Source organism: Aquipseudomonas alcaligenes, from assembly GCF_003205495.1.
Taxonomy (GTDB): domain Bacteria; phylum Pseudomonadota; class Gammaproteobacteria; order Pseudomonadales; family Pseudomonadaceae; genus Aquipseudomonas; species Aquipseudomonas alcaligenes_B.
Window position 1 is genome coordinate 99,349 of record NZ_QJRX01000005.1, and the last position, 24,776, is coordinate 124,124.

Sequence of the window (24,776 nt, forward strand, 5' to 3'; positions counted from 1 at the left end):
TCAGCGCTTGCTCAGCGCTTCCAGACAGCGTCCGGTCAGCTGGGTGAAACGCTGGAAGGCGACGAACTGCTCGTGCTTGAGCGCCCGCCCGGACACCCGACTGTCGGCGTAGAGCACGCCGATCTCGCGGCTGCCGGCGATCAGCGGGGCGATGAAGAACATGCCCTGACCGAGTAGCTGGCGCATCGGCAGGGTCACCAGCTCGGCCAGGTTGTAGCTGGCCGGGACACCCATCCAGATCGCCTCGCGGTTGCGCAGCGCATAACTGAAGATGTGCGGCTGCTCGGCCTGCTTGGCCGGCAGCTGGAAATCCGCCAGCCACTGCTCGGTACCCTCGCCCACCGCGCGCTTGGCGCGGAAGCAGGTCTGCCCGTCGGCCAGCACCGCCAGCATCACCCGCTCCAGCCCGGCGCCCTGATGCAGCCCCTTGAGCAGGGTGTCGAGGACCAGGCCGACATCGGCCTTCTGGTTGACCATCATGCCGAGGTCCTGCAGCGCCTGCTGCAGCACCAGCAGGTCCGGTTGCAGCAGGCGTGCCTTGCGCTCCTGCTGCTGTAGCTTGATCTGCTCCGGGTCGGTATTGGGAATCAGCCGGCACAGCTGGCTGGCGCCGAAGGTGGCGGCAACCTGGACGGCCTCGTCGGCGCTCTCCAGCACCTGCTTGAGGGCGTCCTCGGGACTGACCCCGGTGAAGTCCGCCAGCTGCTGCACCAGCTTCTCCATCGCCGGCGAGTCCCAGCCTTCCAGGGCCGCCTCGCTGATCTTCACACCCAGGTTGACGGCGCGCACGGCGGGGTCATGCTGGTTGCCGCTGCCGTGGGCGAAGCTGGCCAGCTCGCCCAGGTTCCAGCTCTTCACCAGGCCCTGGGTGAGCTGGCGGAAGCTGGTGCCGAGCACCTGGCGCACCACCTCGTCGGCGTCCACGCCCGGCTGCTCCAGAGCGTCGGCCAGCTCGTCGGCCTGCTCGCCGCCACAGGCCCAGAAGGCCAGCTCACCCACTGTGTGCAGCAGGGCGGCGATGAACACCTCCTCCTGGTTCTTGGTCAGCACGTAGCCGGCGATGTTGCGCGCCTGCACGGCGGCGTGGAAGGAGCGCGCCAGGAGCATCTGCAGCTGCTCGCGCGGCACCCGGGTGAGCAGGCTGTCGATCAGGCTGACCGACATGCCGATCAGCCGCACGTTGTCGAAGCCGATCAGCACTATGGCCCGCGAGATGGTGCGGATGCTTTCCTGCGAGGGGTTGTAGTAGACGCTGTTGCCGACCCGCAGCACCTTGGCGGTGAGCGAGGCGTCACGCAGCAGCAGGTCTGCCAGCTGCTGCACCGAGGCCTTGTCGGCCTGCGATAGGCGATGCAGGTCCTGCACCACGGCGGCGAGGGCAGGCAACTCGGCCTGATTGAGTCGATCTATCCATGACTGCAAACCGATACTGCGTTCCGCCAAGTCAGCAACCTCATTTCAATTTGTTTCAGTGTAATCAAATTGATGGCACATGCTGTGAAAAAGGCACTCTTTTTCCTGCGGATACAAGCTGTTACTGTACCGAGCAAACAAACGCACGGCAGGCACCGCAGCTACGACGGCAACGCCCCGCCTAGCGTCAGAAAGCCCCATGGACTGGACCCTGCACCCGATGCGTCCTCTGCTCTCGCTGATTTTCGGCCTGGCCATGAGCTTTCCCGCTTTCGCCAACCTGATCGAAAGCCATGGCTATGCCCAGTTCGGGACCCTCAAGTACCCGGCCAGCTTCACCCACTTCGACTGGGTCAACCCCGACGCGCCCAAGGGCGGCACGCTGCGGGTGATGGCCTACGGCACCTTCGACACCCTCAATCCCTACAGCTTCAAGGGCAGCAGCCCCTCGGCGGCGCCCAACTTCCTGCAGTATGGGGTCAGCGAGTTCAACGAGCCGCTGATGGTCGGCACCGGTGCCTACGACCCTTCCGGCGACGAGCCCGCCTCGGCCTACGGGCTGATCGCCAGGAGCGTGGAATACAGCGAGGACCGCAGCTGGGTGGTGTTCAACCTGCGCCCGGAGGCGCGCTTCCACGACGGCCAGCCGATCACCGCCTACGATGTGGCCTTCTCCTACCGCACCCTGGTCAAGGACGGTCATCCGCAATACCGCACCACCCTGCAGGAAGTGCAGCGGGTCGACATCCTCAATCGCCACCGCATCCGCTTCATCTTCAAGCGCGGCGGCAACCCGCTGCTGATCCTGCGCCTCGGTGAACTGCCGGTGCTGGCCCAGCACTACTGGAAGAACCGCGACTTCAAGGCCACCAGCTTCGAGGTGCCGCTGGGCAGCGGCCCCTACCGCATCACCCAGGTCGAGCCCGGCCGGCGCCTGGTGTTCGAGCGGGTCAAGGACTGGTGGGGAGCACAGCTGCCGGTCAACCGCGGCAAGTACAACTTCGACCGCGTCGAGTTCGAGTTCTACCGCGACAGCAGCGTGGCCTTCGAGGCGTTCAAGGCCGGCGAGTTCGATTTCTACATCGAGCACCAGGCGAAGAACTGGGCCAACGGCTACCGCTTCCCCGCCATCGCCCGCGGCGAGGTGATCCGCGCCGAGATCCCGCACCAGATCCCCACCCAGACCCAGGCGCTGTTCATGAACACGCGCCGCGCCACCTTCGCCGAGCGCAAGGTCCGCGAGGCCCTGGGCCTGATGTTCGACTTCGAGTGGACCAACCGCGCCCTGTTCAACAGCGCCTACACACGCAGCGGCAGCTACTACCCCAACAGCGAGTTCGCCGCCACCGGCAAGCCGGAAGGCCAGGAGTGGCTGCTGCTGTCGCCCTACCGCAAGCAACTGCCGGCCCGCCTGTTCAGCCAATCTTTCGCCCTGCCCGCCACCGACGGCCGCGGCATCCCGCGCGAGACCCTGCGCAAGGCCCTAGGCCTGCTCGCCGAGGCCGGCTGGAAACCTTCTGGCCAGCATCTGGTCAACGCCAAGGGCCAGCGCCTGCGTTTCGAGATCCTGCTGGTCAACCCCAACCTGGAACGCATACTCCAGCCCTATACCGAGAACCTCGCCAGCATCGGCATCCGGGCCGAGCTGCGCACCGTGGACCGGGCCCAGTACAAGCAGCGCCTCGACCAGTTCGACTACGACATGATCCTCATGACCCTGCCGCAGAGCCTCAGCCCGGGCCTGGAGCAATGGCTGTACTTCCACTCCAGCCAGGCCGGCGTGAAGGGCAGCAAGAACTACGCGGGCGTGCGCCACCCGGTGGTCGACAGCCTGCTCGACAAGCTGCTGGCGGCGCAGACCCGCGAGGAACAGGTCGCCGCCACCCGCGCCCTGGACCGCGTCCTGCTCTGGCAGCACTACAGCATTCCCAACTGGTACGTCAGCCATCACCGCCTGGCCTACCGCAACCGCTTCGCCTTCCTCACCACCCCGCCCTACACCCTGGGGCTGCGGGCCTGGTGGCTGAAGTCCTCGGAGATCGCTCGATGAAACATGCCCTGCGCACCCTGGGCGCCACGCTGCTCCTGCTAGCCGGCGCCACCCAGGCCGAACCGCGGCACGCCATCACCCTGTACGGCGAGCCACCCAAGTACCCGGCGAACTTCCAGCACTTCGACTTCGTCAATCCGGACGCGCCCAAGGGCGGCATCCTGCGCCAGCGCGACATCGGCGGCTTCGACAGCCTCAACCCCTTCATCCCCAAGGGCAATGCGGTGAATGTCGGGCTGATCTACGACAGCCTCACCTACCACTCGCCGGACGAGCCCTTCACCGAATACGGCCTGCTGGCCGAGAAGATCGACAGGGCCGCCGACAACAGCTACGTGCGCTTCATCCTCAATCCCAGGGCGCGCTTCCACGACGGCACCCCGGTGACCGCCGAGGACGTGATCTTCACCTTCAACACGCTGCTGGAAAAAGGCGATCCCATGTACCGCCACTACTATGGCGACGTGGCCCAGGTGGTGGCGGAGGACAAGCTCAGGGTGCGCTTCGACTTCAAGCACAAGGACAACCGCGAGCTGCCGCTGATCCTCGGCCAGATCCAGGTGCTGCCCAAGCACTGGTGGGCCAGCCGCGACTTCGCCAAAGGCGACCTGGAGCCGCCGCTGGGCAGCGGCCCCTACCGCATCAGCAAGGTCTCGCCCGGCAGCAGCGTGCGCTTCGAGCGGGTCAAGGACTGGTGGGCCAAGGACCTGCCGGTGACCCGCGGCATGTACAACTTCGACAGCATCCTGGTCGACTACTACCGCGACACCCAGGTCGCCCTGGAGGCTTTCAAGGCCGGCCAGTTCGACTTCAACCTGGAATATTCGGCCAAGGACTGGGCCACCGGCTACGACTGCCCTGCCCTGCGTGCCGGGCGATTCGTCCAGGAGTCGATCCACAACGAGAATCCGGCCGGCATGCAGGGCTACGTGTTCAACCTGCGCCGGCCGATGTTCCAGGATCGCCGGGTGCGCGAGGCCATCGCCCTGCTGTTCGACTTCGAATGGGCCAACAAGCAGCTGTTCTACGGCGCCTACAAGCGCACCCAGAGCTACTTCGCCAACTCCGAGCTGGCCTCCAGCGGCCTGCCCGACGCCGCCGAACTGCAACTGCTGGAGCCGCTGCGCGACCAGCTGCCACCGGAGGTGTTCAACCAGGAATTCAAGCTACCGGTCAGCGACGGCAGCGGCATGATCCGCGAGCAGAGCCGGCGCGCCTACCAGCTGCTCACCGAGGCCGGCTACCGCATCGAAAACGACCAGATGATCGGCCCCGACGGCAAGCCCCTGGCCTTCGAGTTCCTCAACTTCCAGGCCAACCTGGAGCGCGTGGTGCTGCCGTTCAAGCGCAACCTGGCCGAGCTGGGCATCGACCTGCAGATCCGCCGGGTCGATGTCTCCCAGTACATCAACCGCCTGCGCTCGCGTGACTTCGACATGACCTCGGCGATCTGGCCGCAATCCAGCTCGCCGGGCAATGAGCAGCGCGAGTTCTGGCACTCCAGCAGCGCCGACAACCCCGGCAGCCGCAACCTGATGGGCCTGCGCGACCCGGCCATCGACCAGCTGGTGGAAGGCCTGATCCGCGCCGACTCGCGCCAGGCGCTGGTCACCCATGCCCGCGCCCTCGACCGGGCCCTGCTCTGGGGCCACTACGTGGTGCCCAACTACTACGTGGACAGCTGGCGCATCGCCTACTGGAAGCGTTTCGGCCGCCCGGCCGTGACGCCCAAGTACGACCTGGGCCTGATGACCTGGTGGGAAACCGAACCCCTGCACCGCGCACCGGCCGCCGCCGTCGACAAGGAAGCCAACTGAATGCTGGCCTATATCGTTCGCCGCCTGCTGCTGATCATCCCCACCCTGCTGGGCATCCTGCTGATCAACTTCATCATCGTCCAGGCCGCGCCCGGCGGCCCGGTGGAGCAGATGATCGCCAAGCTGGAAGGCTTCGACGCCGCCTCCGGCGGCGCCACCGGACGTGTCTCCGGTGGCGGCGGCGAGGTCTCGGTGGCCGGCTCCAACTACCGCGGCGCCCAGGGCCTGGACCCGGAGCTGGTGGCCGAGATCGAGAAGATGTACGGCTTCGACAAGTCCGCCCCCGAGCGCTTCTGGCTGATGATCAGCAGCTACGCCCAACTGGACTTCGGCGAGAGCTTCTTCCGCGACGCCACGGTGATCGAGCTGATCCTGGAGAAGATGCCGGTGTCCATCTCCCTTGGCCTGTGGAGCACCCTGATCACCTACCTGATCTCCATCCCCCTGGGGATCGCCAAGGCCACCCGACACGGCAGCGCCTTCGATGTCTGGACCAGCTCGGCGATCATCGTCGGCTACGCCATCCCGGCCTTCCTCTTCGCCATCCTGCTGATCGTGCTGTTCGCCGGCGGCAGCTACTGGGACTGGTTCCCCTTGCGCGGGCTGACCTCGGGCAACTTCGACGAACTCAGCCTGGGCGGCAAGATCCTCGACTACTTCTGGCACCTGGCCCTGCCGGTGACCGCTCTGGTGATCGGCAGCTTCGCCACCCTGACCCTGCTGACCAAGAACAGCTTCCTCGACGAGATCGGCAAGCAGTACGTGGTCACTGCCCGCGCCAAGGGCCTGACCGACCGCCGCGTGCTCTACGGCCACGTGTTCCGCAACGCCATGCTGATCGTGGTGGCCGGCTTCCCCAGCGCCGTGCTGGGCATCTTCTTCGCCGGCTCCATGCTGATCGAGGTGATCTTCTCCCTCGACGGCCTCGGCCTGCTGGGCTTCGAGTCGATCGTCAACCGCGACTACCCGGTGGTATTCGGCACCCTGTTCATCTTTTCCCTGTTCGGCCTGGTGGCCAAGCTGCTGAGCGACCTGATGTACACCCTGATCGATCCACGCATCGACTTCGAAAGCCGGGAGAACTGATCGATGAAGCTCTCCCCGCTCAATCAACGCCGCTTCGCCCTGTTCAAGGCCCACCGCCGTGGCTGGTGGTCGCTGTGGCTGTTCCTCGCCCTGTTCGTGCTGAGCCTGGGCGCCGAACTGATCGCCAACGACAAGCCGCTGGCCGTGCGCTACGACGGCGAATTCTACTTCCCGGTATTCAAGCGCTACCCGGAGACCACCTTCGGCGGCGAGTTCCCGCTGCAGGCCAACTACAAGAGCCCCTACATCCAGGAGCTGATCGCGGCCAAGGACGGCTGGATGCTCTGGCCGCCGATCCCCTTCAGCTACTCCAGCATCAACTACGAACTGCAGGTGCCGGCCCCCGCGCCGCCCTCGGCGCAGAACTGGCTGGGCACCGACGACCAGGGCCGCGACGTGCTGGCGCGGGTGATCTACGGCTTCCGCGTGTCGGTGCTGTTCGCCCTGGCGCTGACCCTCTTCAGCTCGCTGATCGGGGTACTGGCCGGCGCCCTGCAGGGCTACTACGGCGGCTGGGTCGACCTGGCCGGGCAGCGCTTCCTCGAAGTCTGGTCCGGCCTGCCGGTGCTCTACCTGCTGATCATCCTGGCCAGCTTCGTGCAACCCAACTTCTGGTGGCTGCTGGGCATCATGCTGCTGTTCTCCTGGATGAGCCTGGTCGACGTGGTACGCGCCGAGTTCCTCCGTGGCCGCAACCTGGAGTACGTGCGCGCGGCCCGCGCCCTGGGCATGGGCAACGGCGGCATCATGTTCCACCACATCCTGCCCAACGCCATGGTCTCGACCATGACCTTCATGCCCTTCATCCTCACCGGCGCCATCGGCACCCTGACCTCGCTGGACTTCCTCGGCTTCGGCCTGCCGGCCGGCGAGCCCTCGCTGGGCGAGCTGGTGGCCCAGGGCAAGGCCAACCTGCAGGCGCCCTGGCTCGGCATAAGCGCCTTCGCCGTGCTGGCGCTGATGCTCAGCCTGCTGGTGTTCATCGGCGAAGCCGCCCGCGATGCCTTCGACCCGAGGAAATGAGATGAGCGATGCGAACAACCTGATCGAAGTGCGCGACCTGGCCGTCGAGTTCGTCATCGGCAGCCAGGCCCAGCGGGTGATCGAAGGCGTCAGCTTCGATATCCGCAAGGGCGAGACCCTGGCCCTGGTCGGCGAGAGCGGCTCCGGCAAGTCGGTCACCGCCCATTCCATCCTGCGCCTGCTGCCCTACCCGCTGGCCCGCCATCCCGCCGGCAGCATCCGCTACGGTGGCCAGGACCTGCTGCAGCTGCCCCAGGACAAGCTGCGCGGCATCCGCGGCAACCGCATCGCCATGGTGTTCCAGGAGCCGATGACCTCGCTCAACCCGCTGCACAGCATCGGCAAGCAGATCGGCGAAGTGCTGGCCTGGCACAAGGGCCTCACCGGCGAGGCGGCCCAGGCGCGGATCATCGAACTGCTCGAGCTGGTCGGCATCCCCGAGCCGGCCAAGCGCCTCAAGGCCTACCCGCACGAGCTGTCCGGCGGCCAGCGCCAGCGGGTGATGATCGCCATGGCCCTGGCCAACGAGCCGGAGCTGCTGATCGCCGACGAGCCGACCACCGCGCTGGACGTCACCGTGCAGCTGAAGATCCTCGAACTGCTCAAGGAACTGCAGGCGCGCCTGGGCATGGCCATGCTGCTGATCACCCACGATCTCAACCTGGTTCGACGAATCGCCCATCGCGTATGTGTCATGCAGCGCGGTCGCATCGTCGAACAGGCGTCGTGTGACGAATTGTTCCGCGCTCCGCAGCATCCCTATACCCAGGAGCTGCTCGGCGCCGAGCCCAGCGGTGAACCGGCGGCCAACCCCGCCGGTCCGCCGCTGCTGGAGGTGGACGACCTGCGCGTGTGGTTCCCGATCAAGAAAGGGCTGCTGCGGCGCACGGTGGACCATGTGAAGGCGGTGGACGGTATCGACTTCAGCCTGCCCCAGGGCCAGACCCTGGGCATAGTCGGCGAGAGCGGTTCCGGCAAGTCCACCCTCGGCATGGCGATCCTGCGGCTGCTGGCCAGCCGCGGCGCCATCCGCTTCCAGGGCCAGACGCTGGACGGCCTGTCGCAAAAAGCCGTAAGGCCGCTGCGGCGGCAGATGCAGGTGGTCTTCCAGGACCCCTTCGGCAGTCTCAGCCCGCGCATGTGCGTGGGCCAGATCGTCGGCGAGGGCCTGCGCATCCACGGCATGGGCAGCGAGGAGGAGCAGGAGCAGGCCGTCATCGACGCGCTCAAGGAGGTGGGACTGGATCCGGAGACCCGGCATCGCTACCCCCATGAGTTTTCCGGCGGGCAACGGCAGCGGATTGCCATTGCCCGGGCACTGGTGCTGAAACCGGCGCTGATACTGCTGGACGAGCCCACTTCGGCGCTCGACCGCACGGTACAGCGCCAGGTGGTGGAACTCCTGCGCTCGTTGCAGGCCAAGTACAACCTGACGTACCTGTTCATCAGCCATGACCTGGCGGTGGTCAGGGCCCTGAGCCACCAGCTGATGGTGGTCAAGCAGGGCAAGGTGGTTGAACAGGGGCCGGCCGAGCAGGTGTTCGCCGCGCCACAGCACCCCTATACCCGGCAGCTGCTGGAAGCCGCGTTCATGGCTCCGGCAACCGCCGACTAACTGAAAGAGGAATGACGCACATGGGTTTTCTCGCCGGTAAGCGCGTACTGATCGTTGGCGTGGCCAGCAAACTGTCGATCGCCTCGGGCATCGCCGCCGCCATGCACCGCGAGGGCGCCGAGCTCGCCTTCACCTACCAGAACGACAAGCTCAAGGGTCGCGTCGAGGAGTTCGCCGAGGGCTGGGGCTCCAGCGCCGAGCTGTGCTTCCCCTGCGACGTAGCCAGCGACGAGGAGATCGCCAAGGTCTTCGAGGCCCTGAGCCAGAAGTGGGACGGCCTGGACTGCATCGTCCATTCCGTCGGCTTCGCCCCGGGCGACCAGCTGGATGGCGACTTCACCGAAGTGACCACCCGCGAGGGCTTCAGGATCGCCCACGACATCAGCGCCTACAGCCTGGTGGCCCTGGCCAAGGCCGGTCGCCCGCTGATGCAGGGTCGCAACGGCAGCATCCTCACCCTCTCCTACCTGGGTGCCGAGCGCACCATGCCCAACTACAACGTGATGGGCATGGCCAAGGCCAGCCTGGAGGCCGGCGTACGCTACCTGGCCGGCAGCCTCGGCCCGGAAGGCACCCGCGTCAACGCCATCTCCGCCGGTCCGATCCGCACCCTGGCCGCTTCCGGCATCAAGAGCTTCCGCAAGATGCTCGCCGCCAACGAGAAGCAGACCCCGCTGCGCCGCAACGTGACCATCGAGGAAGTCGGCAACGCCGGCGCCTTCCTCTGCTCCGACCTGGCCTCGGGCATCAGCGGCGAGATCCTCTACGTCGACGGCGGCTTCAACACCACCGCCATGGGCGCCATCGAAGACTGATAGCAACCCCGGAAACGAAAAAGCCCGCTTTCAGCGGGCTTTTTCATGGGCTGGAATCGGCGTCAGAAACGCTCGATGTCGGCCTGTTCCTTGAGTTGCTCGCGGTAGGCGGCGAAATCCTGCTGGCCCGCGCGCGAGGCGAGGAAGCGACGGTAGCTGGTCTTCTCCTCGGCACTCAGCTCGGCCTTGGCCTGACCGACACCATCCAGGCGCAGTACCACGTAGTCGCCATTGTTCAGCGTCACGCCGGCATAGCTGGGCTTGCCATCGGCCGGCTTGGCCATGCGGAACAGCGCCTGCAGCACCACGGGCTCGACACCCTCCTGGCTGCGGGTGGCGGCTTCCACCACCTTCCACTCCTTGCCACTGGCGCCACCTTCACGCAGCTGGGCCAGCAGGGCCTCGCCCTCGGCCTTGGCCGCCTCGCCAGCCTTCTTGCGCGCCAGGGTGTCGCGGATGCCCGCGGCAACCGTCTCCAGCGGCAGCAGCGTCGGCTTCTTGTGCTCCTTCACGCGCAGCACCAGGGTAGTGTCCGGATCCAGCTCGATGGCGCCGCTGTTGGCGCCGTCTTCCAGCACCTCGGGGCTGAACGCGGCCTGTACCACCTGGCGATTGGCAGCCACACCCTCGCCGCCCTCGCGGCCGAAGGCGCCGCTGGTCTGCACCTGCAGTCCCAGCTCCTGAGCCGGCTGCGCCAGGTCGGAGGCCTCGAAGCTGGCCTCCTCCAGGTCTTTGGCCGCCTCGACGAAACGCTGCTCGACCTGCTGCGCCTTGATCTCGCGCTCCAGCTTGGCCTTGAGGCTGTCGAAGCTCGGCACCTCGGGCGCCTGGACATCCAGCAGCTTGATCAGGTGCCAGCCGAACTCGCTGCGTACGGGGGCGGAGACTTCGCCCTTGTTCAGCGCATACAGGGCCTTCTCGAACTCGGGGTCATACACGCCGGGGCCGGCGAAGCCCAGATCACCGCCGTTGTCGGCCGAACCCGGGTCCTGGGAGAGCTCCTTGGCCAGTACGGCGAAGTCTTCGCCCGCCTGCAGGCGCTTGGCGGCCTCTTCCAGCTTGGCCTTGGCCTGCTCGTCGGACTGCTTGTCGTTCACTTCCAGGAGGATGTGCGCCGCGTGGCGCTGTTCGGCCAGGTTGGCGATTTCCTTCTGGTACAGCGCCTGCAGCTCTTCGTCGCTGGCCTCGGCCTGGGCGAAGAAGGCCTCCTTCTTCAGCTCGACGTACTCGATCACCACCTGCTCGACGCTCATGAACTGATCGGCATGCTCGTCGTAGTAGGCCTTGACCTCTTCGTCCGTCAGCTCGATGGCCTGGCTGTCGGCCGGCAGGGTCAGGCTGGCGAAGTCGCGGGTCTGCTTGTCCAGACGGACGAAGGCGTCCAGCTCGGCGTCGGTGACGAAGTTGCTGCCGGCCAGGGCAGCCTGCAGCTGGCTGATCAGCACGTCCTGCTTGAGGCGCTCGCGGAACTGCATGCGGGTGAATCCCTGCTGCTGCAGGACCTGATCGAAGCGCGCGGCATCGAACTTGCCCTCCACCTGGAACACCGGCAGCTGGACGATCATCTGGTCCAGTGCGGCATCGGAGACGGCCATGCCGGCGTCCTTGGCGCCCTGCAGCAGCAGGGTGCGCTCGACCAGGCTGTCCAGCGCGGCATTACGCAGCAGCTTGTCGTCCAGCAGGGAAGCGTCGAAGTCCTTGCCGAACTGCTGGATCAGCTGGCGGCGCTGCATATCCACCGCGGCGTTGAGGCTGTCCAGGGTGATTTCCTCGCCGTTGACCTCGGCGGCATTACGACTGTTACTGGTGGACTGGACGATGGCATCGAAGCCGGTGAAGGCCATCAGCATGACGATCAAACCGATGATGGTCTTGGCAATCCAGCCCTGGGAGTTATCCCTGATGTTCTGCAGCATGCTTCCCCCGAAACGGCTGCACTGAACAAGCAGCCATGCAGCGTGGGTTTTGAATCTGGATAAAAGAAAGGCGCATCCGAGGATGCGCCTTCTCATAACTGATGGAGCGGATGGGACTCCGCTCCGTACCAGGTCAGGCTAGCCTGGCCTGGCGGGGCAAAGGCCAGAGAGACGCTTAGTTGACGGCGTCTTTCAGAGCTTTACCCGCCTTGAAGCCCGGGATCTTGGCAGCGGCGATCTTGATCGGCTTGCCGGTCTGCGGGTTGCGGCCGGTACGGGCAGCGCGCTCTTTGACAGCGAAAGTACCGAAGCCAACCAGCACCACGGAGTCACCAGCCTTCAGAGCGCCAGTGACGGATTCGATCACTGCGTCCAGCGCGCGGCCAGCGACAGCTTTCGGGATATCAGCGGATGCGGCGATGGCATCAATCAGTTCCGACTTGTTCACTCTTAAGTCCCCTTATTTCTGTTGAGTTTGTTTCTTAGTTGTTTGGCGTAAGCAAAGCGGGTGCTGAAAGACCTGCCGACACATAGGAGCCGCTTTATAACAAGGGCTCGAAAATAGTGTCAAGGAAGCCTTCCGGCTAATGCGTGCTGATTCGCTCCTTGGAATCAGTCTCGCGCGTGTCATCCTTTGCAACCATCTCGGGAGCCGCATCGGGCAAGGGCTCCGGGGCGTATTGCAGCGCAATTTGCAGGACCTCGTCAATCCATTTAACCGGCTTAATGGTCAGGTCTTGCTTAATATTTTCCGGAATTTCCTTGAGATCGCGGACATTCTCTTCCGGAATGATCACGGTCTTGATTCCACCCCGGTGGGCCGCCAGGAGTTTTTCCTTTAGCCCGCCGATGGCCAGCACCTGGCCGCGCAGGGTGATCTCGCCGGTCATGGCCACATCGGCCCGCACCGGAATCTGCGTCAGGGCCGAAACCAGCGCGGTGCACAGACCGATACCGGCACTCGGACCATCCTTCGGTGTGGCGCCCTCCGGCATGTGGATGTGCACGTCACGCTTCTCGTGGAAGTCCGGGGCGATGCCCAGGCTCTTGGCCCGGCTGCGTACCACGGTCAGCGCCGCGGTCATGGACTCGGCCATCACGTCGCCGAGCGAGCCGGTCTTGATCAGCTGCCCCTTGCCCGGCACCACGGCCGTCTCGATGGTCAGCAGCTCGCCGCCCACCTGGGTCCAGGCCAGGCCGGTGACCTGGCCGATCTGATCCTGCTGCTCGGCCAGGCCGAAGCGATAGCGCCGCACGCCCAGGTAGTGCTCCAGCGACTCGGCATCCACCAGCACCTTGATGCGCTTGTCCCTGGCATGCTCCTTGACCACCTTGCGGCAAACCTTGGAAATCTGCCGTTCCAGGCTGCGCACGCCGGCCTCGCGGGTGTAGTAGCGGATGATGTCGCGGATCGCCGCGTCATCGAACTCCAGCTCACCCTTCTTCAGACCGTTGGCCTGCACCTGCTTGGGCGTGAGGTACTTGATGGCGATGTTGACCTTCTCGTCCTCGGTGTAACCGGGCAGGCGGATGACCTCCATACGATCCAGCAGCGGGCCGGGGATGTTCATCGAGTTGGCGGTGCAGATGAACATCACGTCCGAGAGGTCGTAGTCGACTTCCAGGTAATGGTCGTTGAAATTGTGGTTCTGCTCCGGATCCAGCACCTCGAGCAGCGCCGAGGCGGGGTCACCGCGCATGTCGCTGCCCATCTTGTCGATCTCGTCGAGCAGGAACAGCGGGTTGCGCACGCCGACCTTGGTCAGCTTCTGGATCAGCCGACCCGGCATGGAGCCGATGTAGGTGCGGCGATGGCCACGGATCTCGGCCTCGTCACGCACGCCGCCCAAGGCCATGCGCACGAACTTGCGGTTGGTGGCGCGGGCGATGGACTCGGCGAGCGAGGTCTTGCCCACGCCGGGCGGACCGACCAGGCACAGCACCGGGCCCTTGAGCTTCTTCACCCGCTTCTGCACGGCGAGGTACTCGAGGATGCGCTCCTTGACCTCTTCCAGGCCGAAATGGTCAGCCTCGAGGATATCCTCGGCCTTGGCCAGGTCCAGGCGCACCTTGCTCTCGGTCTTCCACGGCACGTTGGTCAGCCAGTCGATGTAGGAACGCACCACGGTGGCCTCGGCCGACATCGGCGACATCTGCTTGAGCTTGTTCAGCTCGGCATTGGCCTTGGCGTGGGCTTCCTTGGTCAGGCCGGCGTTCTCGATGCGCTTCTTCAGCTCGTCGATCTCGTTGTGGCCCTCGTCGATGTCGCCCAGCTCCTTCTGAATGGCCTTCATCTGCTCATTCAGGTAGTACTCGCGCTGGCTGCGCTCCATCTGCTTCTTGACCCTCCCACGGATGCGCTTCTCGACCTGCAGCAGGTCGATCTCGGCATCCAGCAGGGCCAGCACGTGCTCGACCCGCTCGGCCAGGTTGGTGATCTCGAGGATTTCCTGCTTCTGCTCGATCTTCAGCACCATGTGCGCGGCCATGGTGTCGACCAGGCGCGCCGGGTCATCGATGCTGTTGAGCGAGGACAGCACTTCGGCCGGCACCTTCTTGCCCAGCTGCACGTACTGCTCGAACTGGCTGAGCAGGCTGCGGGTGAAGACCTCGGACTCGCGCTCGGCGACTTCGCTCTCGTCGAGCAGCTGCACCTCGGCACGGCAGTGGCCGTCCACCTCGATGAACTTCTGGATGGCGCCACGCTGCTCGCCCTCGACCAGCACCTTGACGGTGCCATCCGGCAGCTTGAGCAACTGCAGCACAGTGGCCACGGTCCCCATGCGGTACAGCGCGTCCTCACCCGGGTCATCGTCTGCCGGGTTGCGCTGCGCCAGCAGGAGAATCTGCTTGTCGCCGGTCATCGCGGCCTCCAGGGCCTCGATGGACTTCTCGCGGCCGACGAACAGCGGGATGACCATGTGCGGATAGACCACGACATCACGCAGCGGCAAGAGAGGCAATTCGATGGTTGTCTTCATGATTTCAGCTCTACGGCGGCCATTCGGCCGTAAACGGACGGGAGTACCCTTGGCCCTAAGATGGGGCCACCCCCGGGAAAAAACAAGCGAGAAAGGCGCAAAAGCAAAGGGCCCCGGAGGGCCCTTTGTTTCAGCGGCTTGCAGACATCAGGCGTCTGGCGCGGCCTTGGCCGGCGGCTCGCTGTTCTCGTAGATCAGCAACGGCTTGGAGGAGCCCTCGATCACGCTCTCGTCGATCACCACCTTGCTGACATCGCTCTGCGAGGGGATCTCGTACATGGTGTCGAGCAGCACGCCCTCGAGGATCGAACGCAGGCCACGGGCACCGGTCTTGCGCTCCAGAGCACGCTTGGCCACGGCCTTGAGTGCGTCGGCGCGGAACTCCAGGTCCACCCCCTCCATCTCGAACAGCTTGGCGTACTGCTTGGTCAGGGCGTTCTTCGGCTCGGTGAGGATCTGCATCAGCGCCGCCTCGTCCAGCTCATCGAGGGTGGCGATGACCGGCAGACGACCAACGAACTCCGGAATGAGACCGAACTTGACCAGATCGTCCGGCTCGACCTCGCGCAGTGCCTCGCCGACCTTCTTGCCCAGGTCCGGGCTGCGCACTTCGGCGTTGAAGCCGATGCCGCCCTTGCTGGAGCGGGCCTGGATGACCTTCTCCAGACCGGCGAAGGCGCCACCGCAGATGAACAGGATGTTGCGCGTATCGACCTGCAGGAATTCCTGCTGCGGATGCTTGCGACCACCCTGTGGCGGCACCGAGGCGACGGTGCCCTCGATCAGCTTCAGCAGCGCCTGCTGCACGCCCTCGCCCGACACGTCGCGGGTGATGGACGGGTTATCCGACTTGCGCGAGATCTTGTCGATCTCATCGATGTAGACGATACCCATCTGGGCCTTCTCGACATCGTAGTCGCACTTCTGCAGCAGCTTCTGGATGATGTTCTCGACGTCCTCACCCACGTAACCGGCTTCGGTCAGGGTAGTGGCGTCGGCGATGGTGAACGGCACGTTGAGCAGGCGGGCCAGGGTCTCGGCCAGCAGGGTCTTGCCGGAGCCGGTCGGGCCGATCAGCAGGATGTTGCTCTTGCCCAGCTCGACGTCATCCTTCTTGTCGCGCTGGTTCAGACGCTTGTAGTGGTTGTACACGGCAACGGAGAGCACCTTCTTGGCGCGCTCCTGACCGATCACGTACTGATCCAGAATGCCGCTGATTTCCTTGGGCGCAGGCAACTTGTGGGCGCTGCTTTCGGCCTGGGCTTCCTGCACCTCCTCGCGGATGATGTCGTTGCACAGGTCGACGCACTCGTCGCAGATAAAGACCGAGGGACCGGCGATCAGCTTGCGCACTTCGTGCTGGCTTTTGCCGCAGAAGGAGCAGTAGAGCAGCTTGCCGTTGTCCTCGCCGTTGCGGGTGTCAGTCATTAGATCGATCCAATACGGTAGGCATGAAACACAAGATGAAGGCAATTGCGGGCATTTTCAACCCTGCGGGACGGCCGGGCGAGCCCGGCCGCTGCGCTGAAGCGGGGGATCAGACGGGGCGCTTGTCCAGAACCTTGTCGATGAGGCCGTACTTGACCGCCTCTTCGCCGCTCATGAAGTTGTCGCGGTCGGTGTCCTTGGCGATCACGTCGATCGGCTGCTTGCAGTGATCGGCGAGGATCTTGTTCAGGCGCTCGCGGATGGTGAGGATCTCGCGGGCATGGATCTCGATGTCCGAGGCCTGGCCCTGGAAGCCGCCCAGCGGCTGGTGGATCATCATGCGCGAGTGCGGCAGGCAGTAGCGCTTGCCGGCGGCGCCGCCAGCCAGCAGCAGCGCGCCCATGCTGCAGGCCTGGCCGATGCAGATGGTGGACACGTCGGGCTTTATGAACTGCATGGTGTCGTAGATCGACATGCCGGCGGTCACCGAGCCACCCGGCGAGTTGATGTACAGGTGGATGTCCTTGTCCGGGTTCTCGGCCTCGAGGAACAGCAGCTGGGCCACCACCAGGTTGGCCATGTAGTCCTCGACCGGACCGACCAGGAAGATCACCCGCTCCTTCAACAGGCGCGAATAGATGTCGTAGGCACGCTCGCCACGGGCGGACTGCTCGATCACCATTGGCACGAGGCCGCCGGCGGCTTGGATGTCAGGCATGGTGTTGATGAAAGAGTTATGCGACATGTCTAGCGATCTCTCCCTAATAGTCATGTCTCTAAAGACGCATAAGCCAGCACGAAGGCTGGCTTATGGTGTGCTCTAACGAGGCGAGGGATCAGGCAGCTTGCGGGGCTTCCGCCGGCTTGACCGCTTCTTCGTAGGAGACCGCTTTATCGGTCACTTTGGCCTTCTGCAGGACAGTATCTACAACTTGTTCTTCCAGTACAACCGAACGCACTTCGTTCAGCTGCTGGTCGTTCTTGTAGTACCAGGCCACGACCTGCTGCGGCTCCTGGTAGGCGGAAGCCATTTCCTCGATCAGCTCGCGCACACGGGCCTCGTCGGCCTTCAGCTCGCCCTGCTTGACCACTTCGGCGACGATCAGACCCAGCACCACGCGACGCTTGGCCTGCTCCTCGAACAGCTCGGCCGGCAGCTGGTCCGGCTTGATGTTGCCACCGAACTGCTGGACGGCCTGCACGCGCAGACGGTTCACTTCGTTGCCGATCAGGGCCTTCGGTACTTCCACCGGGTTGGCGGCCAGCAGGCCTTCCATCACCTGGTTCTTCACCTTGGACTTGATGGCCTGGCGCAGTTCGCGCTCCATGTTCTTGCGTACTTCGGCACGGAAGCCTTCCAAACCGCCTTCCTTCACGCCGAACAGGGCGAAGAAGTCGTCATTCAGCTCCGGCAGCTGCGGCGCGGAGACACTGTTGACGGTCACGGTGAACTCGGCGGTCTTACCGGCCAGGTCGAGGTTCTGGTAGTCGGCCGGGAAGGTCGGGTTGATCACGCGCTCTTCGCCGGTCTTGACGCCAACCAGGGCCTCTTCGAAGCCCGGAATCATGCGACCGGAGCCCAGGACCAGCGGGGTGCCCTTGGCACTGCCGCCGGCGAAGGCCTCGCCGTCGATCTTGCCGACGAAATCGATGTTCAGCTGGTCGCCATTCTCGGCAGCACGCTCGACGGTCTCGAAACGGGTGTTCTGCTTGCGCAGGATTTCCAGCATGTTGTCGACGTCAGCGTCGGTCACCTCGGCCTGCAGGCGCTCGACGGCGATGCCGTCGAAGCCGGCCAGCTTGATTTCCGGGAACACTTCGAAGGTGGCGACGTACTCGAGGTCCTTGCCCTTCTCGAACACTTTCGGCTCGACTGCCGGAGCACCGGCCGGGTTCAGCTTCTGCTCGACGATGGCCTCGTAGAAGGTGGCCTGGATCAGGTCGCCCAGAGCTTCCTGGCGCGCGGAGTCTTCGTAGCGCTGACGGATCACGTTCATCGGCACCTTGCCGGGACGGAAGCCAGGCACCTTGGCGCGGCGGGCAGTCTGCTGCAGGCGCTTGGTCACTTCGGTCTCGATGCGCTCGGCCGGCACGCCGATGGTCATGCGGCGCTCGAGAGCGGAGGTGCTTTCAACAGAAACTTGCATGGATATTCCTCGTTGCACAGACATAAGCCGGCGTTCCGGCCCCAGAATCGAAAGGCAAGCATTCTAGTGGCTCGAATTACAGAAGTCACCTGCACAAAACGAGCAAGAAACGGCGGAATATATAAGGAGGGATTACAAGAGAGATGGTGCGGACGGAGAGACTCGAACTCTCACACCTTGCGGCGCCAGAACCTAAATCTGGTGTGTCTACCAATTTCACCACGTCCGCGTGGTAACGCTTGAAACGAAAACGCCAGGCTTTTGGCCTGGCGCTTTCTCGAATATGGGGTGGACGATGGGAATCGAACCCACGACACCAGGAGCCACAATCCTGTGCTCTACCAACTGAGCTACGCCCACCATATTGCGCTGCTTGTGCCTGAGCCGCCAATGGCGCACCCGGCAGGACTCGAACCTGCGACCATCCGCTTAGAAGGCGGATGCTCTATCCAGCTGAGCTACGGGCGCTTAATCATCTGCGGAACAGACTTTAAAGCTACAGCTCCAGCCGCTTCCGGCTGTTGCCATCTTACCCAGCGGCTGGCTGTGCTCGACAAGCGGGGCGAATCTTATAGAGGCCGCCTCGCAGCGTCAACACGAGAATGAAAAAAATCCTGCTGGGAAAAGGAGTTACGGGAACAGGGGGCGCATGCGCCTTTGCCCGACCGGGCTGCCGTGCGAGAATGCGCGATCTTTTTTCACTCTTCGCCATGGTTAAGCAAGCGTCATGACCGCACAACTGATCGACGGCAAAGCCATTGCCGCCAACCTCCGCCTGGATATCGCCAAACGCGTCGCCGAGCGCCGCCAGCAGGGCTTGCGCGCCCCCGGCCTGGCCGTGATCCTGGTCGGCAGCGACCCGGCTTCCCAGGTATACGTCTCGCACAAGCGCAAGGACTGCGAGGAAGTCGGCTTCGTTTCCGTGGCCCATGACCTGCCCGCCAGCACCAGCCAGGGCGAACTGCTGTCGCTGATCGACCAGCTCAACCGCGACAACGCCATCGACGGCATCCTGGTGCAGCTGCCCCTGCCCGCCCACCTGGACGCCTCGCAGCTGCTCGAGCGCATCAACCCGGACAAGGACGTCGACGGCTTCCACCCGTTCAACGTCGGCCGCCTGTCCCAGCGCATGCCGCTGCTGCGCCCCTGCACGCCGAAGGGCATCATGACCCTGCTGGAAAGCACCGGCATCGACCTGCATGGCCAGCACGCCGTGGTCGTGGGCGCGTCCAACATCGTCGGCCGCCCGATGGCGCTGGAGCTGCTGCTGGCCGGCTGCACCGTCACCGTCACCCACCGCTTCACCAAGGATCTGCCGGGCCACCTGGCCCAGGCCGACATCGTGGTGGTGGCCGCCGGCAAACCGGGCCTGGTCAAGGGAGAGTGGATCAAGCAAGGCGCCATCGTCATCGACGTCGGCATCAACCGCCAGGCCGACGGCAAGCTGGTCGGCGACGTGGAGTTCGACGTCGCCGTCGAGCGCGCCGGCTGGATCACCCCGGTGCCGGGCGGCGTCGGCCCGATGACCCGCGCTTGCCTGCTAGAGAACACCCTGTACGCCGCGGAACACCTGCACGCGTAAGCGCTCCGGCCATGAAAAACGGCGCCCGCGGGCGCCGTTTTCGTTTCCACCGCAGGCCTTACTGGGCCTGCTGCCAAGACTTCAGCAGCTCGTCGTAGCTCACGGTCTCGCCCTTCGGCTTCTCGTTGGCCAGTTTCGGCTTGGGTGCGCCCGGCTGGTCCAGCCAGTACTGCGGGTCCTTCTCCTCGTTGAGTTTCGGACCGCACTCACCCTGCACGCCGGAGCGCTCGATGCGCGCCATCATGCTGTCCTGGGCCGCCGCCAGGCCGTCCAGAGCCTCCTGCGGGGTCTTGTCGCCACTGGCCGCCTCGGCGATGAACTGCCACCAAAGCTGCGCCAGGCGCGGGTAGTCCGGCACGTTGGTGCCGGTGGGGGTCCACTGCACCCGTGCCGGGCTGCGGTAGAACTCCACCAGACCGCCGAGCTTGGGCGCGGCGTCGGTCATCGCCTGGGAGTTGATGTCCGACTCGCGGATCGGCGTCAGGCCGACCAGGGTCTTCTTCAGCGAAACAGTCTTGGAGGTGACGAACTGGGCGTACAGCCAGGCCGCCAGGCGCTGCTTCTCCGGGGTCGACTTGAGGAAGGTCCAGGAGCCGGCGTCCTGATAGCCGAGCTTCATGCCCTCCTCCCAGTACGGGCCCTTGGGCGACGGCGCCATGCGCCACTTCGGCGTGCCGTCCTCGTTGACCACGGCCAGGCCCGGCTTGGTCATGTCGGCAGTGAAGGCGGTGTACCAGAAGATCTGCTGGGCGATATTGCCCTGGGCCGGCACCGGACCAGCCTCGGAGAAGGTCATGCCCTGGGCTTCCGGCGGCGCGTACTGGCGCATCCAGTCGACGTACTTGGTGGTGGCGTAGACCGCCGCCGGGCCGTTGGTGTCGCCGCCGCGGGCGACGCTGGAGCCCACCGGGCGGCAACCTTCGACGCGGATGCCCCACTCGTCCACCGGCACACCGTTGGGCAGACCCTTGTCGCCGCTGCCGGCCATGGAGAACCAGGCGTCGGTGAAGCGCCAGCCCAGCGACGGGTCCTTCTTGCCGTAGTCCATGTGGCCGTAGACGCGCTTGCCGTCGATTTCCTTGACGTGTTCGGTGAAGAACTGGGCGATGTCCTCGTAGGCCGACCAGTTGACCGGCACGCCCAGCTCGTAGCCGTAGATTTCCTTGAACTTGGCCTTCAGCTCCGGCTTCTCGAACCAGTCGGCGCGGAACCAGTAGAGGTTGGCGAACTGCTGGTCAGGAAGCTGGTAGAGCTTCTTGTCCGGGCCGGTGGTGAAGGAGATGCCGATGAAGTCGTTGAGGTCCAGGGTCGGCGAAGTGAAGTCCTTGCCTTCGTTGGCCATCATGTCGCTGATCGCCACCGCCTTGCCGTAGCGGAAGTGGGTGCCGATCAGGTCCGAGTCGTTGACCCAGCCGTCATAGATGTTCTTGCCGGACTGCATCTGCGTTTGCAGCTTCTCCACCACGTCGCCTTCCTGCATCAGGTCGTGGTTCAGCTTGATCCCGGTGATCTCGCTGAAGGCCTTGGCCAGCACCTTGGCCTCGTACTCGTGGGTGGCGATGGTCTCCGAGGCGACATTGATCTCCATGCCGCGGAACGGCTCGGCCGCCTTGATGAACCACTTGAGCTCGGCGAGCTGCTGCTCCTTGGTCAGGGTAGACGGCGAGAACTCGCTGTCGATCCACTTCTTCGCCGCCTCTTCGTAGGCATCGGCCCAGGCCGCGCCGCTCAATCCGGACAACGTCAGCAGGGCCGCCAGCGCCATGCTATGTCGGGTCTTGTAGTTGTTGTCGAACATAGACTCCTCCTTGCTTGAATAGAAAAGCGACCGGGACGACAGGCCGCCGGTCAGCCCCAACGCATCACCACCAGTAACCACACGACGGACAGCGCCGAGGCTATCCAGGTGCTCCAGTCGGTTGCGCCCACCACCAGTAAGTGCAGGTAGGCGCTGCCGAGCAAACCGATGAACAGCCGGTCGCCACGGGTGGTGGCGATCGGCAGAAAGCCCCTGCGCTCGACGCAGGGCGAGCGGATTTCCCATACCGTCATGGCCACCAGCAGCAGCGCGATGCCGCCGAAGAAGGCCGCCGTGACCGGTGTCCAGGCCATCCATTCCATAGTCGTCTCCTCAGACCCGGCCCAGGGCGAAGCCCTTGGCCACGTGGTTACGCACGAACCAGATCACCAGCATGCCCGGCAGGATGGTCAGCACCCCCGCCGCCGCCAGCACGCCCCAGTCGATGCCGGAGGCCGACACGGTGCGCGTCATCACCGCGACGATCGGCTTGGCATTCACCGAAGTCAGGGTGCGCGCCAGCAGCAGCTCGACCCAGGAGAACATGAAGCAGAAGAACGCCGTGACGCCGATGCCGGGGCCGATCAGCGGGATGAAGATCTTCACGAAGAACTTGGGGAAGCTGTAGCCGTCGATGTAGGCCGTCTCGTCGATCTCCTTCGGCACGCCGGACATGAAGCCCTCGAGGATCCACACCGCCAGCGGCACGTTGAACAGGCAGTGGGCCAGGGCCACGGCGATGTGGGTATCGAAAAGACCGATGGACGAGTACAGCTGGAAGAACGGCAGGAGGAACACCGCCGGCGGCGCCATGCGGTTGGTCAGCAGCCAGAAGAACAGGTGCTTGTCGCCGAGGAAGCGGTAGCGCGAGAAGGCATAGGCCGCCGGCAGCGCCACCAGCAGCGAGATGAGGGTGTTCAGGCACACGTAGTACAGCGAGTTGAGGTAGCCGGTGTACCAGCTCGGATCGGTGAAGATCACCTGGTAGTTGGCCAGGGTGAAATCCTGCGGCCACAGGGTCAGGCCGCCGAGGATCTCGGTGTTGCTCTTGAACGACATGTTCAGCAGCCAGTAGATCGGCACCAGCAGGAACAGGATGTAGAGCAGCAGCGCCAGAGCTTTGCGGATGGTCATGGCAGGCTCCTCAGCGCTGCTGGTCGTTGTGGGTCATGGCCGTGTAGAAGGCCCAGGACACCAGCAGGATGATCAGGAAGTACACCAGCGAGAACGCCGCCGCCGGCCCCAAGTCGAACTGCCCCACCGCCATCTTGGTCAGCGTCTGGCTGAGGAAGGTGGTGGCGTTGCCCGGTCCGCCGCCGGTGAGCACGAAGGGCTCGGTGTAGATCATGAAGCTGTCCATGAAGCGCAGCATCACGGCGATCAGCAGCACGCTCTTCATCTTCGGCAGCTGGATGTGGCGGAACACCGCCCAGCTTGCTGCGCGGTCGATGCGCGCGGCCTGGTAGTACACGTCGGGGATGGCGCGCAGGCCCGAGTAGCACAGCAGCGCCACCAGCGAAGTCCAGTGCCACACGTCCATCACCAGCACCGTGACCCAGGCGTCCATGGTGTTGGAGGCGTAGTTGTAGCTGATGCCCAGCTCGCTCAGGGTCCAACCGAGCAGGCCGATGTCGGCACGACCGAAGATCTGCCAGATGGTGCCGATCACGTTCCACGGGATCAGCAGCGGAATGGCCATGATGATCAGGCAGGCCGAGGCCCAGCGGCCCTTGGTCGGCATGCACAGGGCGATGGCGATGCCGAGCGGGATCTCGATCAGCAGCACGCAGGCGGAGAAGATGAACTGGCGCAGCAGCGAGTCGTGCAGGCGCTCGTCCTGCAGCACCTGGCGGTACCAGTCGACGCCGACGAAGGTGCGGGTGCTGGCGTCGAAGATGTCCTGCACCGAGTAGTTGACCACCGTCATCATCGGCAGGATGGCGCTGAAGGCCACCAGCAGGAACACCGGCAGCACCAGCCACCAGGCCTTGTTGTTGATCACCTTGTTCATGCGCGCACCTCCACCAGCACGTCGTCGGCGTAGAGCATCAGCCACTGCGACGGGAAGCCGATGTAGGCCACCTTGTGCGGCACCGGCAGGTCCTCCTGCAGGCGCGCCTTGAGGGTCACACCGTCCAGCTCCAGGGTGAGAATCTTGTAGGTGCCCAGGTCCTCGACATGGCGCACCTCGCCGCGCAGGGCGTCGACGAAGGGCTCGTCGCTGACGTGGACGAATTCCGGACGGATGCCCAGCTTGAGCGGGCGGCCGGCCAGCTCGGCCAGGCGCTGGCACAGCGCCGGCGCCAGCGGCACGCGGGTCTGGCCGAAGCACACGCCGCCGGCGTAGGGCGTGACCTCGACCAGATTCATCCCGGGGCTGCCGATAAAGAAGCCGACAAAGGTGTGTTTCGGCCGCTCGAACAGCTCGCGCGGGGTGCCGAACTGGACGATCTGGCCGCCGTACATCACCGCGATCTTGTCAGCGAAGGTCGAGGCCTCCAGCTGGTCGTGGGTGACGTAGACCATGGTGATGTTGAACTGCTCGTGGATCTGCTTGAGCTTGCGCCGCAGCTTCCACTTCAGGTGCGGGTCGATCACCGTCAGCGGCTCGTCGAAGAGGATCGCCGACACGTCATCGCGCACCAGACCGCGGCCCATGGAGACCTTCTGCTTCTCGTCGGCGGTGAGGTTGCGCGCCTTGCGGTGCAGCAGCGGGTGCAGGTCCAGCACCTCGGCTATCTCGTGCACCTTGCTGGTCACCCGGGATTCGGCCAGGCCCTGGTTGCGCAGCGGGAAGGCCAGGTTGTCGAACACCGTCATGGTGTCGTACACCACCGGGAACTGGAAAACCTGGGCGATGTTGCGCTCCTGCGGCGGCAGGTCGTTGACCTCGCGCATGTCGAACAGCACCTGCCCCTCCGACGGGCTGAGCAGCCCGGAAATGATGTTGAGCAGGGTCGACTTGCCGCAGCCGGACGGGCCGAGCAGCGCGTAGGCGCCGCCCTGCTCCCAGACGTGGGTCATCGCGCGGATGGCGTAGTCGTCCGGCCCGCTCGGCTGGGCGCTGTAACTGTGAGCCAGGTTCTGCAGGCGTATCTCGGCCAT

At 64.8% G+C, this 24,776-nt stretch carries 19 protein-coding genes and 3 tRNA genes; 7 read left to right on the forward strand and 15 right to left on the reverse strand.

Annotated elements, in window-relative coordinates:
- Entirely contained in the window at nt 1-1,422 is a 1,422-nt protein-coding gene (locus tag DMO17_RS10590) for an HDOD domain-containing protein (RefSeq protein ID WP_375538015.1), read from the reverse strand.
- A gap of 211 nt (nt 1,423-1,633) precedes the next feature.
- On the opposite strand from DMO17_RS10590, the gene DMO17_RS10595 reads away from it, so the two are divergent.
- The 6 genes from DMO17_RS10595 to fabI are packed head-to-tail and all read left to right on the forward strand — an operon-like array spanning nt 1,634 to nt 9,819.
- Entirely contained in the window at nt 1,634-3,463 is a 1,830-nt protein-coding gene (locus DMO17_RS10595) for an extracellular solute-binding protein (RefSeq protein WP_110682708.1), read from the forward strand.
- Nucleotides 3,460-5,280 (forward strand): extracellular solute-binding protein, encoded by a 1,821-nt coding sequence (locus DMO17_RS10600; RefSeq protein ID WP_110682460.1) that lies wholly within the window; start codon nt 3,460-3,462, stop codon nt 5,278-5,280. Before DMO17_RS10595 ends, DMO17_RS10600 begins: the two co-directional genes overlap by 4 nt.
- Nucleotides 5,281-6,366 carry a microcin C ABC transporter permease YejB gene (locus DMO17_RS10605; protein ID WP_110682461.1) on the forward strand — a complete coding sequence of 362 codons (1,086 nt, stop codon included), beginning with the start codon at nt 5,281-5,283 and terminating at the stop codon, nt 6,364-6,366.
- A gap of 3 nt (nt 6,367-6,369) precedes the next feature.
- A complete protein-coding gene (locus tag DMO17_RS10610; RefSeq protein ID WP_110682462.1) occupies nt 6,370-7,389 on the forward strand; it encodes an ABC transporter permease in 1,020 nt (339 codons plus the stop codon).
- A gap of 1 nt (nt 7,390) precedes the next feature.
- Nucleotides 7,391-9,004: an ABC transporter ATP-binding protein gene (locus DMO17_RS10615; protein WP_110682463.1), complete on the forward strand. Its 1,614-nt coding sequence runs from the start codon at nt 7,391-7,393 to the stop codon at nt 9,002-9,004.
- Between the two features lie 20 nt (nt 9,005-9,024).
- On the forward strand, nt 9,025-9,819 hold the full coding sequence (fabI, locus tag DMO17_RS10620) for an enoyl-ACP reductase FabI (RefSeq protein WP_110682464.1): 795 nt from the start codon (nt 9,025-9,027) through the stop codon (nt 9,817-9,819).
- Nucleotides 9,820-9,881: 62 nt separating this feature from the next.
- Here fabI and DMO17_RS10625 read toward each other — a convergent pair whose 3' ends face one another.
- The 9 genes from DMO17_RS10625 to DMO17_RS10665 all read right to left on the reverse strand — a co-directional run bounded on the left by DMO17_RS10625 (nt 9,882) and on the right by DMO17_RS10665 (nt 18,759).
- Entirely contained in the window at nt 9,882-11,735 is a 1,854-nt protein-coding gene (locus tag DMO17_RS10625) for a SurA N-terminal domain-containing protein (RefSeq protein ID WP_110682465.1), read from the reverse strand.
- A gap of 175 nt (nt 11,736-11,910) precedes the next feature.
- Nucleotides 11,911-12,183 (reverse strand): nucleoid-associated protein HU-beta, encoded by a 273-nt coding sequence (hupB, locus tag DMO17_RS10630; RefSeq protein ID WP_003087931.1) that lies wholly within the window; start codon nt 12,181-12,183, stop codon nt 11,911-11,913.
- A 136-nt stretch (nt 12,184-12,319) separates the two neighbouring features.
- Nucleotides 12,320-14,716: an endopeptidase La gene (gene lon, locus DMO17_RS10635; protein ID WP_110682466.1), complete on the reverse strand. Its 2,397-nt coding sequence runs from the start codon at nt 14,714-14,716 to the stop codon at nt 12,320-12,322.
- Nucleotides 14,717-14,863: 147 nt separating this feature from the next.
- Nucleotides 14,864-16,144 carry an ATP-dependent Clp protease ATP-binding subunit ClpX gene (gene clpX, locus DMO17_RS10640; protein WP_110682467.1) on the reverse strand — a complete coding sequence of 427 codons (1,281 nt, stop codon included), beginning with the start codon at nt 16,142-16,144 and terminating at the stop codon, nt 14,864-14,866.
- Nucleotides 16,145-16,253: 109 nt separating this feature from the next.
- Nucleotides 16,254-16,889, reverse strand: a complete 636-nt coding sequence (gene clpP, locus DMO17_RS10645) for an ATP-dependent Clp endopeptidase proteolytic subunit ClpP (protein WP_110682468.1) — start codon at nt 16,887-16,889, stop codon at nt 16,254-16,256.
- A gap of 91 nt (nt 16,890-16,980) precedes the next feature.
- Entirely contained in the window at nt 16,981-18,291 is a 1,311-nt protein-coding gene (tig, locus tag DMO17_RS10650) for a trigger factor (protein ID WP_110682469.1), read from the reverse strand.
- Nucleotides 18,292-18,435: 144 nt separating this feature from the next.
- Nucleotides 18,436-18,520: transfer RNA gene (locus tag DMO17_RS10655), tRNA-Leu, on the reverse strand.
- A gap of 55 nt (nt 18,521-18,575) precedes the next feature.
- Nucleotides 18,576-18,651: transfer RNA gene (locus DMO17_RS10660), tRNA-His, on the reverse strand.
- 31 nt (nt 18,652-18,682) lie between these two features.
- Nucleotides 18,683-18,759 (reverse strand) — tRNA-Arg (locus DMO17_RS10665).
- A gap of 259 nt (nt 18,760-19,018) precedes the next feature.
- On the opposite strand from DMO17_RS10665, the gene folD reads away from it, so the two are divergent.
- Entirely contained in the window at nt 19,019-19,873 is an 855-nt protein-coding gene (folD, locus tag DMO17_RS10670) for a bifunctional methylenetetrahydrofolate dehydrogenase/methenyltetrahydrofolate cyclohydrolase FolD (RefSeq protein WP_110682470.1), read from the forward strand.
- A 58-nt stretch (nt 19,874-19,931) separates the two neighbouring features.
- On the opposite strand, the gene DMO17_RS10675 is transcribed toward folD, so the two are convergent.
- The 5 genes from DMO17_RS10675 to DMO17_RS10695 are packed head-to-tail and all read right to left on the reverse strand — an operon-like array spanning nt 19,932 to nt 24,776.
- A complete protein-coding gene (locus tag DMO17_RS10675) occupies nt 19,932-21,671 on the reverse strand; it encodes an ABC transporter substrate-binding protein (protein ID WP_110682471.1) in 1,740 nt (579 codons plus the stop codon).
- A 50-nt stretch (nt 21,672-21,721) separates the two neighbouring features.
- Nucleotides 21,722-21,994, reverse strand: coding sequence for a DUF2160 domain-containing protein (locus DMO17_RS10680; protein ID WP_110682472.1), 273 nt, complete (start codon nt 21,992-21,994; stop codon nt 21,722-21,724).
- 10 nt (nt 21,995-22,004) lie between these two features.
- Complete coding sequence (locus tag DMO17_RS10685; RefSeq protein WP_110682473.1) at nt 22,005-22,805, reverse strand: carbohydrate ABC transporter permease; 801 nt, start codon at nt 22,803-22,805, stop codon at nt 22,005-22,007.
- A gap of 10 nt (nt 22,806-22,815) precedes the next feature.
- On the reverse strand, nt 22,816-23,682 hold the full coding sequence (locus tag DMO17_RS10690; protein WP_110682474.1) for a carbohydrate ABC transporter permease: 867 nt from the start codon (nt 23,680-23,682) through the stop codon (nt 22,816-22,818).
- A complete protein-coding gene (locus DMO17_RS10695; RefSeq protein WP_110682475.1) occupies nt 23,679-24,776 on the reverse strand; it encodes an ABC transporter ATP-binding protein in 1,098 nt (365 codons plus the stop codon). The genes DMO17_RS10690 and DMO17_RS10695 overlap by 4 nt, the downstream gene beginning before the upstream one ends.